The 15,491-nt window shown below is 68.4% G+C and carries 16 protein-coding genes; 5 read left to right on the top strand and 11 right to left on the bottom strand.

Going from position 1 to position 15,491, the window contains the following annotated elements; translation table 11 throughout:
- Positions 1 to 13 precede the first annotated feature (13 nt).
- A complete protein-coding gene (locus ABZW96_RS29970) occupies positions 14 to 535 on the top strand; it encodes a DUF4396 domain-containing protein (RefSeq protein WP_355079061.1) in 522 nt (173 codons plus the stop codon).
- A gap of 128 nt (positions 536 to 663) precedes the next feature.
- Positions 664 to 1,560 carry a phenylalanine 4-monooxygenase gene (locus tag ABZW96_RS29965; protein WP_355079059.1) on the top strand — a complete coding sequence of 299 codons (897 nt, stop codon included), beginning with the start codon at positions 664 to 666 and terminating at the stop codon, positions 1,558 to 1,560.
- A 19-nt stretch (positions 1,561 to 1,579) separates the two neighbouring features.
- On the opposite strand, the gene ABZW96_RS29960 is transcribed toward ABZW96_RS29965, so the two are convergent.
- Together ABZW96_RS29960 and ABZW96_RS29955 are read right to left on the bottom strand one after the other, a co-directional pair.
- Positions 1,580 to 2,191 (bottom strand): TetR family transcriptional regulator, encoded by a 612-nt coding sequence (locus ABZW96_RS29960; RefSeq protein WP_355079057.1) that lies wholly within the window; start codon positions 2,189 to 2,191, stop codon positions 1,580 to 1,582.
- Entirely contained in the window at positions 2,181 to 3,695 is a 1,515-nt protein-coding gene (locus tag ABZW96_RS29955) for an MFS transporter (protein ID WP_355079055.1), read from the bottom strand. Before ABZW96_RS29955 ends, ABZW96_RS29960 begins: the two co-directional genes overlap by 11 nt.
- Before the next feature lie 120 nt (positions 3,696 to 3,815).
- On the opposite strand from ABZW96_RS29955, the gene ABZW96_RS29950 reads away from it, so the two are divergent.
- Entirely contained in the window at positions 3,816 to 5,117 is a 1,302-nt protein-coding gene (locus ABZW96_RS29950) for a D-alanyl-D-alanine carboxypeptidase family protein (RefSeq protein WP_355079053.1), read from the top strand.
- Positions 5,118 to 5,122: 5 nt separating this feature from the next.
- Here ABZW96_RS29950 and yhjD read toward each other — a convergent pair whose 3' ends face one another.
- The 3 genes from yhjD to ABZW96_RS29935 form a co-directional block, all read right to left on the bottom strand.
- Entirely contained in the window at positions 5,123 to 6,151 is a 1,029-nt protein-coding gene (gene yhjD / locus ABZW96_RS29945) for an inner membrane protein YhjD (RefSeq protein ID WP_355079118.1), read from the bottom strand.
- Positions 6,152 to 6,230: 79 nt separating this feature from the next.
- A complete protein-coding gene (gene trpS / locus ABZW96_RS29940) occupies positions 6,231 to 7,262 on the bottom strand; it encodes a tryptophan--tRNA ligase (protein WP_355079051.1) in 1,032 nt (343 codons plus the stop codon).
- A 21-nt stretch (positions 7,263 to 7,283) separates the two neighbouring features.
- Positions 7,284 to 8,252, bottom strand: coding sequence for an oxygenase MpaB family protein (locus tag ABZW96_RS29935; RefSeq protein ID WP_355079049.1), 969 nt, complete (start codon positions 8,250 to 8,252; stop codon positions 7,284 to 7,286).
- 102 nt (positions 8,253 to 8,354) lie between these two features.
- On the opposite strand from ABZW96_RS29935, the gene ABZW96_RS29930 reads away from it, so the two are divergent.
- Positions 8,355 to 8,990, top strand: a complete 636-nt coding sequence (locus ABZW96_RS29930) for a TetR/AcrR family transcriptional regulator (RefSeq protein ID WP_355079047.1) — start codon at positions 8,355 to 8,357, stop codon at positions 8,988 to 8,990.
- 9 nt (positions 8,991 to 8,999) lie between these two features.
- Here the strand turns inward: ABZW96_RS29930 and ABZW96_RS29925 are convergent, their stop codons facing one another.
- Genes ABZW96_RS29925 through ABZW96_RS29915 form a run of 3 tightly spaced genes read right to left on the bottom strand, consistent with a single transcriptional unit; the run spans position 9,000 to position 10,761 of the window.
- On the bottom strand, positions 9,000 to 9,494 hold the full coding sequence (locus ABZW96_RS29925; protein WP_355079045.1) for a barstar family protein: 495 nt from the start codon (positions 9,492 to 9,494) through the stop codon (positions 9,000 to 9,002).
- Positions 9,494 to 9,988 carry a ribonuclease domain-containing protein gene (locus ABZW96_RS29920; protein WP_355079043.1) on the bottom strand — a complete coding sequence of 165 codons (495 nt, stop codon included), beginning with the start codon at positions 9,986 to 9,988 and terminating at the stop codon, positions 9,494 to 9,496. The genes ABZW96_RS29925 and ABZW96_RS29920 overlap by 1 nt, the downstream gene beginning before the upstream one ends.
- Positions 9,985 to 10,761 carry an exodeoxyribonuclease III gene (locus tag ABZW96_RS29915; protein WP_355079041.1) on the bottom strand — a complete coding sequence of 259 codons (777 nt, stop codon included), beginning with the start codon at positions 10,759 to 10,761 and terminating at the stop codon, positions 9,985 to 9,987. Before ABZW96_RS29915 ends, ABZW96_RS29920 begins: the two co-directional genes overlap by 4 nt.
- A gap of 62 nt (positions 10,762 to 10,823) precedes the next feature.
- Between ABZW96_RS29915 and ABZW96_RS29910 the strand changes: the two genes are divergently transcribed.
- Positions 10,824 to 11,714, top strand: coding sequence for an alpha/beta hydrolase (locus ABZW96_RS29910; protein WP_355079039.1), 891 nt, complete (start codon positions 10,824 to 10,826; stop codon positions 11,712 to 11,714).
- 372 nt (positions 11,715 to 12,086) lie between these two features.
- On the opposite strand, the gene ABZW96_RS29905 is transcribed toward ABZW96_RS29910, so the two are convergent.
- The 3 genes from ABZW96_RS29905 to ABZW96_RS29895 all read right to left on the bottom strand — a co-directional run bounded on the left by ABZW96_RS29905 (position 12,087) and on the right by ABZW96_RS29895 (position 15,197).
- Positions 12,087 to 13,337: an acyl-CoA dehydrogenase family protein gene (locus tag ABZW96_RS29905; RefSeq protein ID WP_355079037.1), complete on the bottom strand. Its 1,251-nt coding sequence runs from the start codon at positions 13,335 to 13,337 to the stop codon at positions 12,087 to 12,089.
- 26 nt (positions 13,338 to 13,363) lie between these two features.
- Entirely contained in the window at positions 13,364 to 14,239 is an 876-nt protein-coding gene (locus tag ABZW96_RS29900; RefSeq protein ID WP_355079035.1) for an SDR family oxidoreductase, read from the bottom strand.
- An 82-nt stretch (positions 14,240 to 14,321) separates the two neighbouring features.
- Positions 14,322 to 15,197 carry a MaoC/PaaZ C-terminal domain-containing protein gene (locus ABZW96_RS29895; RefSeq protein ID WP_355079034.1) on the bottom strand — a complete coding sequence of 292 codons (876 nt, stop codon included), beginning with the start codon at positions 15,195 to 15,197 and terminating at the stop codon, positions 14,322 to 14,324.
- Positions 15,198 to 15,491: the final 294 nt, after the last annotated feature.

Raw genomic sequence — 15,491 nt, 5'->3', positions numbered from 1 at the left:
TATAGTTCCAGTCATGGAACACAGGCACCACCCGTCGGCCGAACACGTCTCGCACGCCGCACCCGCCGGACAACACAGCGCGCACCACGGCCCCGCTACCTGGCGGATGGCGGCGATGGCGACCCTGCACTGCCTCACCGGCTGCGCCATCGGCGAAATCCTCGGCATGGTGATCGGCACCGCGCTGGGCTGGAACAACACCTCGACGATGGTGCTGGCCATCGTGCTGGCGTTCGTGTTCGGCTATGCGTTGACCATGCGCGGCGTGCTGCGCGCGGGCCTGCCGTTGGCGGCCGCCGTCGGCACCGCGCTTGCCGCCGACACGGTGTCCATCACGGTGATGGAGATCGTGGACAACGCCGTGATCCTCGCCGTTCCCGGCGCGATGGACGCCCACCTGGACACGGTGCTGTTCTGGACCACCCTCGCCTTCGCCTTGGCGGTGGCCTTCGTGCTGACCACGCCGGTCAACAAGTGGATGATCGGACGCGGTAAAGGCCACGCGGTGGTGCATTCGTTGCACGGCGCGCACTGATCAGCACGCCGTCCGATCCCGGCCTTCGGTTGTCAGGATGGCCCCAGGAAAGCCCGTTCAGCTAGGCAGATTGCTCAGCTGAACGGGCTTTTGTTGTCGGCGGGTGCCTGCGGTGCTTGCATCGAGTCATGTTCAGCGAGGCGCAGTTGTACTCGCCGGTGACCCGCACCGGCGACGGCGACGTGACCGTGCACCTGAGCGATGAGCACCCCGGTGTGCACGATCCGGAATATCGGGCCCGGCGCAATGCCATCGCCGCGCTGGCACTGGACCATGCACCGGGAAAGCCGACACCCCACATCGCCTACACCGACGAGGAGCAGCAGGTGTGGCGGATCGTGTCGGCCGAACTCGCGCGCAAACATCGCACCTACGCCAGCGCGGAGGTGCTAACGGCCGCCGAAGCGCTGTCGTTGCCCACCGATCACATCCCGCAATTGGACGAGGTGTCCGCGGCGCTCGCCCCGCTGACCGGATTCCGGTACGCACCGGCCGCCGGACTGGTGCCGCTGCGACAGTTCTTCGGCTCCTTCGCCGATCGGATCTTCCACTCCACGCAGTACATCCGGCATCATTCCGCACCGTTGTACACCCCGGAGCCGGATGCCATCCACGAGATCATCGGGCATGCCACCCAGATCGCCAGCCCGCGCTTCGCGGCGATCTACGCGACCGTCGGCGCGGCGGTGGCGCGCCTGAGCACCGATCGCGCGTTGAAATTCCTTGCCGACGTCTTCTGGTTCTCGATGGAATTCGGCGTCGTCCGGGAGCGCGGCGAGATTCGGTGCTACGGCGCGGGCCTGCTGTCGTCCTACGGCGAGATCGAGGAGTTCCGGCACGCCGAACTACGCCCGCTCGACATCGCCCGGATGGGTACCGCGACCTACGACATCACCCACTATCAGCCGACTCTCTACTGCGCGGACTCGATCGCCGAGATCGAGGACGTGATCGGCGGCTTCTTCGCGACCATGGACGACGACACGCCCGACCGTTTGCGGCAAGCCAGTCCGGCAGGCGCGTGATAGTACGGCCGGGGAACTTTCAGGACTCGCGCTTCGGCGCGAGCGGCATGCCCGCATCCAGGAAATCCAATGTGCGGGTGATGTTCTCGACGTTCAACGGCGTCATCGTCGCCATGCCGAGAGCCGCGCCCGCCATCGCGCCCGCTGCCACTCGCACCTCGAAATCGTCAGCGGCCCGGCCGAGATGATCGGCCAGCAGGCTCGCGATGAGGTCGATGCTGCGGATGATCTCCAGGCCGATGGCCGAGCGCAGCTCCGGCACGTGATAGAGCAGCGCCTGCCGCTCCTGCTCGAACGCCAGCTCGGCGGCGGCCAGATTGCCGAAGACCTCCAGCACCGCGTTACGAAATGCCGCCATCGGCCCGATGTCGCGCGGCTGACGCCGCAACGCCTCGATCATGGCCGGATCGAGGTCGTCGGCGAGCACCAGCTGTTCCTTGGTCGGGAAGTAGCGGAAGAAGGTGCTGGGCGAGACATCGGCGGCAGCGGCGATCTGTTCGATCGTCGTCTCGTTGTAACCCTGCTCGCGGAACAGCCGGAAGGCCTCGAGGCGAATCGTCCGGCGGGTCCGTTCCTTCTTCCGCTCGCGCAGACCCTGCGCCGTCCCGCTCGCGGGTAGCTCAACCGACATGGATCGATTCTGCCGCACCCGGCTCCGGCGCCCGTGCGGGTTGCCGTGTGCGCACCAAGGTCGCCGTGAGCACCGCCGCCAGCACGCATAGCGCGGCGCAGGCCCACAGCATCGCGCCCATGCCGCCGAGGAAGGCCACCTGCACCTGGTGCAGCATCGACGGATCGCCCAGCTTGCCCGCCGTGGCGACGCCCGCGTTCACGCCGTCGGAGATCGGTTCGCGGTTCAGCTCGCCCAGTTCTGACCGGTACCGAGTGGACAGCACGGTGCCGAGCACCGCGACGCCGATGGTGCCGCCCGCCTGGCGCAGCGCCTGCAACAGCGCGGAGCCGGACCCGGAGCGCTCGGCATCCAGATCACCCATCGCCATGCCCATGGCCGCGGGCATCACCAGCCCCATACCGGCGCCGAGCAGCGTCAACCACAGGGCGGCGAAGCCGTAACCGCTGTCCACGGTGGTCAACGCCCCCAGTGCCAGCGAGCCGGCCAGCAGCGCGAATCCGGCGGCCACCACCACGCGCACGCCCAGTTTCGGCAGCGCTTTGTCGACCAGCCTGCTGCCGACCAGCAACCCGGCGATCAACGGAAGCAATCGCAGGCCGCTGCCGAGCGCGTCCACGCCGAGCACCGCTTGGAAGTACTGCGGAACGGTGAAGAACATGCCGAACATGGCGAAGTTCACCACGATCGAGAAGGCGGTCCCCCAGCGGAACCCGTCGGCGGCGAAGAGCCCGAGATCGACCAGCGGATGCGTGGTCCTGCGCTGCCAGAGCAGGAACGCGCCGAGCAGCAGCACACCGGCCGCGATGATCGCCCAGGCCGGGCCGTCGCCCCAGCCTTTCTCGCCGATCCGGATGAAGCCGTAGGTGAGCCCCAGCATGCCCGCGGCGGACAGCGCGACGCCGGGCAGATCGATCCGGAAGCGCTGCGCGCTGCGCGATTCGGGCACCAACGCGGCGACGGCGCACGCACCGATCACGACCATCGGCACGTTGATCAGGAACACCGAACCCCACCAGAAGTTCCGCAGCAACCAACCTCCCACGATCGGGCCCAGCGGTAGGCCGATCGCGGTGGAGGTGATCCAGATGGTGAGCGCCCGCTGGAGTTCGGCCGGTTCGGGGAACATCGCGGGCAGCACCGACATCGACAGCGGCATCATCGCCGCGGCCGCGATGCCGAGCACGACGCGCGCCGCGACGAGCTCGCCGGGCGAGGTGGCCACGGCGCACGCGATGGACGCCACGCCGAACAGCACCAGCGCGGAGAGCAGGAACTTCTTGCGGCCGTAGCGATCGCCGAGCGCGCCCGCGGGCAGCATCACGGCGGCCAGCGCCAGCGTGTAGGCGCTGCTGAACCATTGCAGCGCGGCGGTATTCGCGTTCAGGTCGACGGCGAGCGTGGGCAGCGCCACGGTCAGCACGGTGACATCGAGCCCGATCGTCAGCATCGCCACGGCCAGCGCGCCGAGGGCGAGCCAGCGACGGGATGAGTCGTTCTTCATGACGCCTCCAGAAATGGTAGCTACATCATTTTGATAGTAGCTTTCACTTAGTAGATACTGTCAATACCGTCGCGGGGATGGACTGCCCGATCACCGGACCGCTCGCTAGGCTCATCGGCGATGAAGATCACTCGCCGTGCCTTGCTCTGTGTAGGCGCCGTCCTCGCCGTCGCCGTGTTCGGAGCGACGGCCGCGCCGTCCCTCGCAGCGCCGAGCACCACCACCCCGTTCACCACCCCGAACACCGACGGGTGCCCGCAGAAGACATCGCCGCCCGCACCGATCGACACCTCCGAGGTGCCCGCGCCCGGACAGCCGACCCCCACGCCGCTGCCGATCCCTTCCCCGCCGATCGGGGGAACCCGCCTCGGCGAGTGCGGAGTCGTACTTCCCAAAGCCGCGCCGCCCGCTCCGCAGGACATTTCGGCGACGGCCTGGCTGGTGGCGGATCTGGATACCGGAGAGGTGCTGGCCGCGAAGGACCCGCACGGTCGCTACCGGCCCGCGAGCACGATCAAGGTGCTGCTGGCCACCCTGGCGCTGCGCACGCTGAATCTGGACAAGGTGGTCGTCGGCACGCAGGCCGACGCCGACGCCGACGGCACCCGGGTCGGCATCGGCCCCGGCGGCCGTTACACCAACCGACAGCTCATGCAGGCGTTGATCATGGCTTCGGGCAACGACGCGGCGCATGCCATCGCGGCGCAGCTCGGCGGCGACGCCGCGACCGTCGCGAAGATGAACGACCTGGCGAAGTCGTTGCGCGCCATGGATACTCGCACGGCCACTCCGTCCGGGCTGGACGGCCCCGGCATGAGCACCTCGGCCTACGACCTCGCCGTGCTGTTCCGCGAGGCCATGACGGTCCCGCTGTTCGCCGAGCTGATCCATACCGAGCAGGTCGACTTCCCCGGCTACCCCGCCGACCCCGCCGTTCCGGGCGACACCGACCGCCCCGGCTACCCGATCGGCAACGACAACCAGCTGCTCTACAACTACGACGGCGCCCTCGGCGGCAAGACCGGCTTCACCGATGACGCGCGCCAGACCTTCGTCGCCGCCGCCCAGCGGGGCGGCCGCAGGCTCGCCGTCACTCTCCTCAAGGCCGACGTGCGGCCGGTGCGCCCATGGGAGCAGGCGGCCCGCCTGCTCGACTACGGATTCGCGCTGCCCCGCGGCGCCTCGATCGGCAATCTGCCCGGCGCGGTGGTACCCCAGCGCGACCAGAGCGGAGCCACCCTCGCCGCGCCGCCCACATCGGGAAACGACCCGGCGATGTCCTCGTCGCCGGGCAGCGACCCGTCCGCCATGCCACACACCGGAGATCGCCGCACCGGCGCGCGCACCGTACTGATCATCGGCGGTGTCCTCGTGATCGCCGCGCTCGTGCTAGGGGCACGGCGGGCCACCCGGCGACGCTGAATCGATCACCGCCGGTCCGACCTGCGTAATCCGGAAAGAGTCAGGGCGGCAAGCGCGCCCGCGCCGAAGAAGGCGGCGCCCACCCCCATCGAGACGTCACGCGCACCGACCCGCGGCGCGATCACGGCCGGCCCGGGGGCGGGAATCTCGGCTTCCGGCTCGTTCTCCGCGGCGGTGGCGGCCCAGGCCGTGGCGAACAGGACGATGCGGTAGGTGACGTAACTGAACACCATCAGACCGATGATCGAGCCGAAGGTGGCGCCCGCCGGGCTGCTGAGCACCGATTGCAGGTAGATCGAGGCGACGATCTTGAACACCTCGAAGACCAGCGCGGCCAGACCGGCCGCCTTGGCGGCACTGGCCAGCGTCACCGGTTCCCGGGGCAACCGCGCGATGACCCAGGCGAACACCGCCCAGGAGGCGAGGAACCCGAGCGCGATCGACAACAGCGACAACAGCAGGTCCGCGCCCGGCAAATCGCCGAGGCCCAGATTGTCCAGCAGTTGACTGCCGAGCGAACTCGACGCCAAGGCCGACAACCCCAGCGAGACCGTGAACGCGAGGCCGAGACCCACCAGCGCACCCAGATCGGAGAGCTTGGTCATCAGCCAGTTGCCGTCCGGAGACTTCTGGTCCCATTGCTCGGTGAGCGCGGCGCGCAAATTGGCCATCCAGCCGAGGCCGCTGTAGACGCCGGTGATCAGGCCCAGCGCGCCGACCGTGCGCCGGGAGTCGACCGCCTGCTCGATCAAATCGTTCAGCTGGGTGCCGAACGAGCCGGGAATGTTCTCGACGATCTTGGCCTGCAACTCCCCGAGCAGATCCGGATTGCTGGACAAGATCACGCCCGCGACCGCGAAAGCGATCATGAGCAGCGGAAACAACGACAGCACAGTGAAATACGTGATGCCCGCCGCGTAGTAGTCGCCCCGCTGCCGCTGATAGCGCCCCGCCGCGCGAACCAGATGGTCCAGCCACGGCTGCGCCTGGATCCGGCGTTGGATCCCGGCTTTGACATTGTCGATCACCTGCACCATTCGCCCCTTCGACCGAGAGACCTCACACCGGTGGTACCCGGTCGGGCGCGCGACAACCGCCCAGGCGAGCGGCCGCCTAGCGACTCAGCAAGCCCACCCGGTCGTAGACCTGCGCGAGGGTGTTGCCCGCGATCTCTCGCGCACGCTCGGCGCCGGCCGCGAGTACGCGGTCGAGTTCACCCTGATCCGACATGTACTCTTGCACCTTGGCCTGCAACGGCGTGACAAATTCGACCAGCGCGTCGGCCACGTCGGCTTTCAGCTCGCCGTAACCCTTACCCTCGAAATCCTTTTCCAAGGTGACGATCGGCGCACCGGTCAGCGAACTGAGGATCACCAACAGGTTGCTGACGCCCGGCTTGAGTTCCGGGTCGTAGCGGATCTCGCGTTCGGTGTCGGTGACCGCGGATTTCACCTTCTTCGCGGTGACCTTCGGGTCGTCGAGCAGGTTGATCAGACCCGCGTCGGTGGAGGCCGACTTGCTCATCTTCGCGGTCGGGTCCTGCAGGTCGTAGATCTTCGCCGTGCCCTTGACGATGTGCGCCTCCGGCACCACGAACGTCTTCTTGAACCGAGAGTTGAAGCGCTGCGCAAGGTTACGGGTCAGTTCCAAGTGCTGACGCTGGTCCTCGCCGACGGGCACCTGATGGGCGCGATAGAGCAGGATGTCCGCGGCCATCAGTATCGGGTAGGTGAACAGGCCTGCGGTCGCGTTCTCCGCGCCCTGCTTCACCGACTTGTCCTTGAACTGGGTCATCCGGCTGGCCTCGCCGAAACCGGTGAGACAGCTGAGCACCCAGGTCAGCTCCGCGTGCTCGGGTACCTGGCTCTGCACGAACAGGGTCGACTTCTTGGGGTCGATGCCCAGCGCGAGCAACTGGGCGGCGGCGGCGTTGGTGCGGAGCTTCAGTTCCTTGGGGTCCTGCGGCACCGTGATCGCGTGCATGTTCGGGATGAAATACAGCGCGTCGTAGTCGTCCTGCATGGTCACCCAGTACTGCAGCGCGCCAAGGTAGTTCCCTAGATGGAACGAGGAGCTGGTCGGCTGGATCCCGGACAGAACCCGCTGTTTGCGTTCGGCGGCCGGGCTGGGCGCAGGACTCGACATACTCCGATTTTCGCATGCGGCTCAAGCCGAATTTCGCTGCACCCAGTTGCGCGGGTCCACCCCGGGCATGCTCGGCCGTCCGCCGCTGACCAGTTCGTGTTCCCGCTTGGACAGCATCTTGTAGACCGGCGCGCTCGGCCCGGCGAGCGTGCCACGCAGCACCGGGGGCACCAGCGGAACCGACACGTGCGCGGTGCGGACCGCTCGGGACAGTCCCTGGTAGGCGACCTCCTCCGCCACACCCCAGCGCATCCCGTACATCCGGCGGATGCGTGTCGGCAGGCTGCCCTGTACCAGCAGGTAGAACGCGGAGGTGACCTGCTGCAACGGCACACCCTGCGAGTAGGGGACGCGCTGTCCTGCCAGGTAGGAGCCGACCAGCCGCGCCTCGTCGGTGAGGAACAGTTCGCCGGAGGCGAGGTAGCCGTCGAAGAAGGCACGGAACTCCGGATAACTGGCGGGCGCCGCGTCCGCGGGCATGCCGAACAGCTCGCCCCAGCGCACGTAGTCCTGGTAGAGCCCTTCGCGCTCACCGTCGGTCATGGTGCGCACCAGCAGGTCGTACATCACCTCGGCCGAGTCGAACGTGAAGGCCATGGTCATGAACATGAGGTGCGGGTCGAGCGCGGAGTATCCCGTCCCCGCCGGGTGCTGCACACCGGCGTCCTCCGGCAGCGTCCCACGCACCTTGACGTGCCGTTTCCTGGTGAACGCCAGCGCGCGGTCGGCCTCGGCTCTGCTACCGAGGAACACCGCCTCGAACAGGCGGCCGGTCAGCGCGAGCCGGGTGTAGGGGGTCATGCGGTGCTCGGTGTTCTCCGCCGTGCCGACAAAGAGCAGCGGGTGCACCGCCCCGATCACCAGCGCGCGCAAGCCGTAGGTCAGTCCCACCGCCCGCTTGCTCATCACCCGCCGGACCATCGAGTGGTCACTGAAATAGCCGGGCTCGGACATCGCCGCCTCCTCATCGAGCACATCTGGCAATAGCATCCACCAGAACCTACCTTTCTGGCAATACTCCATGCCAGAATGTTGCACGCGGGTCGATCGGGCGACAACCACGGTGTTCAGCGAACCTGTAAGAATCGAAGGGTGACGGCGCAGCGGACTTACGGGGGCATCTCCGCCGAGGAGCGCCGGGCGCAGCGGCGTGCGGCGTTGCTGGAGGCCGCGCTGGAGATCATCGGCACGGAGGGGCTGGCGAAACTGACCGTGTCGGGGTTGTGCGCGCGGGCGGGTCTCAACGAGCGGTACTACTACGAGAACTTCGACAGCCGCGACGCCGTGCTCACCGCCCTGATCGACGGGATCGCCGCGGAACTGGCGGCGGCCATCCTCGCGGCCGTGCGCACCGCCGCGCCGGACACGCGCGCGACCGCGCACGCCGCGATCACCGCGGGCGTGCACCTGCTCACCGATGACCCACGCAAGGCGAAAGCCGCCCTGATCGCGGGCATGGCGACGCCGGAACTGCGCGCCCGCACCACCGAGACGGTGCGAACGTTCGCGCGGATGGTGGCCACCGAGGGCACGGACTTCTACCGGATTCCGGATTCCGGCCCGGCCGCGGTGGTCGAGTTCCGGGCCCTCTACCTGGTCGGGGGGCTGGTGCAGACGCTGACCGCCTGGCTCCAAGGCGACCTGGATCTCACGCGCGACGAATTGATCGAGCAGACAGTCGACGTGTTCGTCCTGCTCGGCGAGGACATGGCCGGCAAACTGCGGTAACAGCCCTGGTCACAGCCGCAGGGACACGTCCTCCAGATCGGGCGCTTCGCCTTGCAGGACGACCCGGAAGAGCACGTCCCGCCGCGACCAGTAGGCCGCGCAATCGCGCATGGCCTCGGCGAACCAGTCACGCTCGACGGGCTCGTCGGCGAGCAATCCGGCCGAGTCGCGCACCACGGCAACGTATCCGGCCCCTTCGCCGAGGAAATCGTCCAGATCACGCAGGCACTCGTCGAACGCGTCCTTGTTCTCCCCGAAGTAGTACGGAAACTGGAACGCGGCGGCGAACTCGTCGAACAGGCGCGCGGTGGTGGTCATCTTCGCGCCGCGCAGTTCACGCACCAGGTAGCCCGAAGGCGCTTTGTCCCGCACCCCGCTGAAGTCGGCGGCGTCCACCGCGAGCGTGCCGAACGTGACACGCGGCGGGGTGAGTGCGGCGCCGGGCGGCGCGTCGTCGGCGTCGGAGCGGGCAAGGAACTGCGACAGCGTGACGGTCTTTGTCATCAGCGCATCCTCGTGAAGGTCTTGTAGTGATCGCCGGTGTACCAGGCCGAACCGTCGCTACCGGTGACGATGCGTTCGGCGTCGCGGGATCGGCCGGACTGCTTGGGATTGACGTCCCATTCCTGATAGATGATCGGCTTACCGGAGCCGTCGGCGGCGGGCAAGTCCCCGCCGCGGTTCTGCCATCGCTCACCCCCTTTGGTGCCGGGGGCGTTCGCCGAGCCCGGCCACCGGCCGGCGTCGATCTCCCGCAGCGTGACGTACGCGCGCTCCGGAACACCGGACGCCTGAGTGACCGGCGACGCGCTGTCCGCACCGCGCGGCGCGGCGGCGGTCGGGGTGGCCGCGCTCGTCGCGACGGTGGTCGCGCGACTCGCCGGGGTAGATGTGGTGGTAGCGCCACCGTCGTACAGCGCGAGCACCGCGGCGAGCACCACCAGGGCCACCGCGACCAGCAGGCCGACACCGCGCTTGATCGGTCGCGCCCGGTTCATCGGTACTGCACCGTGACGGGCGCGTGGTCCGACCAGCGTTGATCATAGGTAGCGGCGCGCTCGACCACCGCGTCCTTGGCTCGGGTGGCCAGCTCTCCTCGGGCGAGGTGGTAGTCGATGCGCCAGCCGCTGTCGTTGTCGAACGCGCGGCCCCGGTAGGACCACCAGCTGTAGGGACCGTCGCCCGCCGGGTGCAACTGCCGCACCACGTCGACGTACCCCGCGGCCAGCAGCTCATCGATCCACGCCCGCTCCTGCGGCAGGAACCCGGCCGACTTCAGATTGCCCTTCCAGTTCTTCAGGTCGCGCTCGGTGTGGGCGATGTTCCAGTCCCCGGCGACCACGAAATCACCGGTTCGCGCGGCGAGGTAGGCGCCGAGTTCGGCCATGAAGCGATACTTCTCGTCTTGACGCACCGTGCCCGCGTCACCGGAGTGCACGTAGACGCTGGCCACGGTGACATCGTCGAAATCGGCCTCGAGATAGCGGCCCGCCGCCGCGAACTCACTGCTGCCGAAGCCGACTCGCACGGCGCTGGGCGCCCGCCGGGACAGGATGCCGACACCGGCGCGGCCCTTGGACTCCGGTTCGGCGTGCGACAGCTGCCATCCCGCGTCCAGCGCGGGCGCCAGCGCGGCCCGGACCTGCTCGTCGGTGGCGCGAGTCTCCTGCACGCAGACGATGTCCGCCTCGGTGGCCGCGAGCCAGGCGAGCAGCCCCTTGCCCGCGGCCGCGCGGACACCGTTCACGTTCACTGTCGAGATATACGGCACACCACGACCGTACAATGCTGGTCAGATGAAGTCCCTTGGACACTGCCGTCCAGGAAGGGGTGATGACGATGTCGTCCGACACCTCCCAGTCCTCCTCCGCCCCCGCGCGCGGATCCACCCGGGCGAAACAGCCCCAGCCGATCAAGGCATTGCACGTGGGATCCGGCGATCCCCTGCTGTTGCTGCACGGATTCATGATGTCGCCGCACTGCTGGGAGCAGACGGCGGCGCGGCTGTCGACGCACTGCGAGGTGTTCGCGCCCGCGTTCGCGGGCCACTGGGGCGGCGCGCCCACCGGAGGCCCGTCGGTGGACGTGGGTTCGCTGGCCGACCGGATCTGCGAGCAGCTCGATGAACTGGGTTGGCGGACTTGCCATATCGCGGGCAACTCGCTCGGCGGACTGGTCGGCGTCGAACTCGCCCGCCGCGGACGCGCCCGCACCCTGACGCTGATCGCGCCCGCGGGCGGCTGGCACGCGCCCTCGCTGACCCAATGGCGGGTCAACCTGAAATTCCTCTCCCTGATACCGCTCGTCGAGATCGGCAAGCGCATGGGCGGATTCGTGATCGGCAACCCACTCGCCCAGCGGGTCGCATTGCTCGCGTTGAGCAAACAGGCCTCCGCGGTGTCCCGGCGCGACGCCGCGGCCGCGCTCGCCGCAGCGCTGCATTGCCCGGCGATGGTGCCGATGATTCTCGGCGCGATGCGGGCGCCGGCACAGGACGACCTGTCCACCCTGCGTACGCCCGTCCGGCTGCTGCTGTCGGAGTACGACCGGGTCATCCCCAACCGCGTCTACGCACGGCGCTACCTGAAGGAACTGCCCGAATCCGCCGACCGCATCCTGGTCAACGGCGTCGGCCACGTGCCGATGCTGGAAGCGCCCGACCGCATCGCCACCCTCATCGCCGAACACGTCTACGCCAGCCGCACCCGGCTTCGGGCTGTGTAGTTCGGCCGCGACTTCGTCGCGGACGCGGCGGCCGCTCGGACGCGAGCCGGGCCGCGAACGGAACAGGCTCGGTCTCGCTTCGCTCGAAAGACGTAGTTATGGTGCGCTGAGCACGTCGGCTTTCGAGTTCAGCACCAAGTGCACGCGGCCTCCCGAGTGCCCGTTCCGACACGCCCGAACGCGGCGACGGTGGGTGATGATGACCGCTCTATGGCCAGCCGGCCACTGATGCAGTGGACAAACCGGGCACGAGCCGGATCGTCAACCGGCTGGGCTCGGTCTCCCCGCCCACGACCGGTGGTCGGGCCGATTCGGTTGCGCGCGGCCGTAGCTCACCGCGCAGTGCGTACGGCGAGCCAGCCGATTCGGAAACTACTGCGCGAGCAACCCTTTCGCGATGTGGGTCACCTGGATCTCGTTGCTGCCCGCGTAGATCATCAGTGACTTGGCGTCGCGGGCGAGTTGCTCCACGCGGTACTCGGTCATGTAGCCGTTGCCGCCGAACAGCTGCACCGCTTCCATGGCCACCTCGGTGGCGGCCTCGGAGGCGTACAGCTTCATCGCGGAGGCCTCGGCCAGGGTCGGGGGTTTGCCCGCCCGTCCCCGCTCCAGCGTGTTGAACACCATGTTCTGCACGTTGATCCGCGCGATCTCCATCTTCGCCAGTTTCAGCTGGACCAGCTGGAACCGTCCGATCTCCTGGCCCCAGAGCTTGCGGTTCTTGGCGTACTCCACGCACAGCCGATGACACTCGTTGATGATGCCCAGCGCCATGAAGGCCACGCCGACGCGCTCGGCGGTGAAGCTGGACCTGGCGCTGTCCCTGCCGTCGCCGCCCTTGTGTTCTTCGGTTTCGCCGAGCAGGCGGTCCCGGCCGAGGCGCACGTTGTCGAAGAACAGCTCGCCGGTCGGTGAGGAGTGCAGGCCCATCTTCTTGAACGGCTTGCCCTGGGTGAGGCCGGGCATGCCCTGGTCCAGCACGAAGGCGAGCACCTTGCGGTCGCGCTTGTCGCCGCCCGCGCCGTCGTCGAGCTTCGCGTAGACGATCATCACGTCGGCGAAGGGGCCGTTGGTGATGAACGTCTTCTGGCCGTTGAGCAGGTAATCCTCGCCGTCGCGCTTGACGTAGGTCTTCATGCCGCCGAACGCGTCGGAACCGGAGTCCGGTTCGGTGATCGCCCAGGACGCGACCTTCCGCATGGTGACGATGTCCTCCAGCCAGCGCTGCTTCTGCGCCAGCGTGCCCCGCGACATGATCGTGGTCGCGCCGAGACCGATGCTCACGCCCATCGCCGAGACCAGACCCATGCACACTCCGGACAGCTCGCCGATGAGCACCGCCATCAGCGATTCCTGCCCGGCGAACGGGCTCGAGCCGGATGACTTCGGCTTCCGTTCCGCTTCGGCGGGAGCGCTCTCCCGCGCCGCCTGCCTGGCCAGCATCTTCTGCACGGCCTCGCCGCCCATCACATCGATCCCGAACTCGCGGAACAACTTCCGGATCACGGGGTACGGCGGCAGTGCACCGCTGTCGAGCGCGTCCAGATTCGGGCGGATCTCCTTGTCGATGAACGCCCGGACGGCATCGCGGATCATGACATCGGTCTCGGACCATTCGAACATCGTCGTTCTCCTCACATTCCCCGAGGTCAGGGCAGCCGGGCGGCGATGTCGTCGATCAGCCAGGGCCCCTCGGTCTCGATGGTCTTCACATCGTGCCAACCGGCCAGCTCGGAGATCGCGCCGCCCTGCACCGCGAACACCTTGCCGGTGATCGGGCAGTCTTCGGCGGCCAGGTAGGCGACCAGCGGCGCGATATTGGCCGGGGCGAAGGCGTCGAACCCGCCGTCGGACTCCTCCGCTTCGGCCGCCAGCATCTCGCCCATGCCGGGTGTGGCCAGGGTGAGCCGGGTGCGCGCGATCGGCGCGATCGCGTTGACCCGCACGCCGTAGCGCGCTAGTTCGTCGGCGGCCACCAGGGTCAGCGCGGCGATCCCGGCCTTGGCCGCGCCGTAATTGGCCTGTCCCGGGTTGGGCAAGGTGGTGCCCGACGCCGATGCCGTGTTGATCACGGCCGCGTTCGGCTGATTGCCCGCCTTGGACTGCTGCTTCCAATATGCGGCGGCATGGTGCAGCACCGCGGCGTGGCCTTTGAGGTGCACGGCGATCACCGCGTCCCATTGCGACTCGTCCATGCCCGCGATAAACGCGTCACGCAGGATGCCCGCGTTGTTGACGACGACGTCCAGGCCGCCGAACTCGCTGACCGCTTGCTCGACCAGTTTCTGCGCACCGTCCCAGGTGGCGACGTCGTCGGTGTTGGCCACCGCCTTCCCGCCCGCGGCGACGATCTCGCGCACCACCTCCTGGGCGGGACCGGCATCGGTCCCCTCGCCCGCGTTGCTGCCGCCGAGATCGTTGACGACCACGGCGGCGCCCTCCTTCGCGAACAGCAACGCGTGCTCGCGGCCGATGCCGCGACCCGCGCCGGTGATGACGGCGACCCGCCCGGCCAGTACGCCCATGTGTTGTCTATCTCCTGTAGTCGTGCCGAATCCGGCGAAGGGGAAAGGGCGCGGCGGACACCGTGCCGCCGCGCGATGGATGTCAGTCGGCGATCTCGGCCAGTCCGTCGCTGAGCACGACATCGTCGCCGCGCACGGTCTCGAAGGCGTAGCGGGTGACGCCGTCGGCGGAGCCCGCCTTCCAGATGCGGGTCTCCAGATCGTCGCAGGGAAAGACCAGCTTGGCGAAGCGCACCGCGAAGCGCCGGAGCCGGTGCACATCCGACTCCGCGACCTCGGTCAGCACCGCCCACGACGCGAACGCCATGGTGCACAGCCCGTGCGCGATGATGCCGGGCAGTCCGGCGTCCTTGGCGACCTGCTCGTCCAGGTGCAGCGGCACGGGATCGCCGGACGCCGGTGCGTAGCGGAAGGTCTGGTCGTGGTCCACGTGCTGCGCGACGACGGCGACCGGGTCCTGCTCGCGCAGCCGTTCGTCGAACTTGTGCGCCGGAGCGGCCGCGCCAACCGTCTTGCCCGCATCGATGTTGCGGAAGAAAGCGGTGAGGTATTGGTCGTTGACCGGTTCTCCCGCCTCGGTACGGCATTCGATGCGAATGGTGATGGTCGTGCCGTTGGGGCGGCTGGTATAGCCGATCGCCTTGGCGCGCGACACCAGCCGGTCGCCGGGGCGGATCGCGCGGTGGAAGTGGAAGTCCTGCTCCCCGTGCACGACCCGGCCGAAGATGTCCATCGGCGCGACGTCGATGACGGGCATCATCATGGCCTCGAAGACCGGGACGATGGCGAAGACCGGTCCGGCCACCGTACCGGCCAGGTGCGCGGCGATCGGATCGTTCGTCGCGGCGGCGTACTCCGCGACCCGCTCGGCGGTGACCGCGAACCGGTCCTCGTCGGACCACGTCTCCAAGCCGCTGTCGTCGAACTCGACTGTGCGGGCGCTCGTTTCGGCGCTCATGCCGCATCCTTTCCGGCACGAGCGTGGCCATGCGTGGTCACGCTCCGCTGCCGCCTCCGGGCCTGACCGCTCATGCTGTTTCCTTTCCGGCACGAGCGGGGCCCTGCGTGGTCACGCTCCGCCGCCGCCTCCGGGCCTGACCGCTCATGCTGTTTCCTTTCCGGCACGAGCGGGGCCCTGCGTGGTCACGCTCCGCTGCCGCCTCCGGGCCTGACCGCTCATGCTGTTTCCTTTCCGGCACGAGCGGGGCCCTGCGTGGTCACGCTCCGCTGCCGCCTCCGGGCCTGACCGCTC

It is taken from the genome of Nocardia sp. NPDC004168, assembly GCF_040610355.1.
Taxonomy (GTDB): domain Bacteria; phylum Actinomycetota; class Actinomycetes; order Mycobacteriales; family Mycobacteriaceae; genus Nocardia; species Nocardia sichangensis.
The sequence above is the reverse complement of the archived record's forward strand: the minus strand, read 5'-3'. Positions and strand labels throughout refer to the sequence as shown.

Coding starts and splice junctions, on each gene's coding strand:
- ABZW96_RS29970 (WP_355079061.1), top strand. CDS start 14: ATGGAACACAGGCACCACCCGTCGGCCGAACACGTCTCGCACGCCGCA.
- ABZW96_RS29965 (WP_355079059.1), top strand. CDS start 664: ATGTTCAGCGAGGCGCAGTTGTACTCGCCGGTGACCCGCACCGGCGAC.
- ABZW96_RS29960 (WP_355079057.1), bottom strand. CDS start 2,191: ATGTCGGTTGAGCTACCCGCGAGCGGGACGGCGCAGGGTCTGCGCGAG.
- ABZW96_RS29955 (WP_355079055.1), bottom strand. CDS start 3,695: ATGAAGAACGACTCATCCCGTCGCTGGCTCGCCCTCGGCGCGCTGGCC.
- ABZW96_RS29950 (WP_355079053.1), top strand. CDS start 3,816: ATGAAGATCACTCGCCGTGCCTTGCTCTGTGTAGGCGCCGTCCTCGCC.
- trpS (WP_355079051.1), bottom strand. CDS start 7,262: ATGTCGAGTCCTGCGCCCAGCCCGGCCGCCGAACGCAAACAGCGGGTT.
- ABZW96_RS29935 (WP_355079049.1), bottom strand. CDS start 8,252: ATGCTATTGCCAGATGTGCTCGATGAGGAGGCGGCGATGTCCGAGCCC.
- ABZW96_RS29925 (WP_355079045.1), bottom strand. CDS start 9,494: ATGACAAAGACCGTCACGCTGTCGCAGTTCCTTGCCCGCTCCGACGCC.
- ABZW96_RS29920 (WP_355079043.1), bottom strand. CDS start 9,988: ATGAACCGGGCGCGACCGATCAAGCGCGGTGTCGGCCTGCTGGTCGCG.
- ABZW96_RS29910 (WP_355079039.1), top strand. CDS start 10,824: ATGACGATGTCGTCCGACACCTCCCAGTCCTCCTCCGCCCCCGCGCGC.
- ABZW96_RS29905 (WP_355079037.1), bottom strand. CDS start 13,337: ATGTTCGAATGGTCCGAGACCGATGTCATGATCCGCGATGCCGTCCGG.
- ABZW96_RS29900 (WP_355079035.1), bottom strand. CDS start 14,239: ATGGGCGTACTGGCCGGGCGGGTCGCCGTCATCACCGGCGCGGGTCGC.
- ABZW96_RS29895 (WP_355079034.1), bottom strand. CDS start 15,197: ATGAGCGCCGAAACGAGCGCCCGCACAGTCGAGTTCGACGACAGCGGC.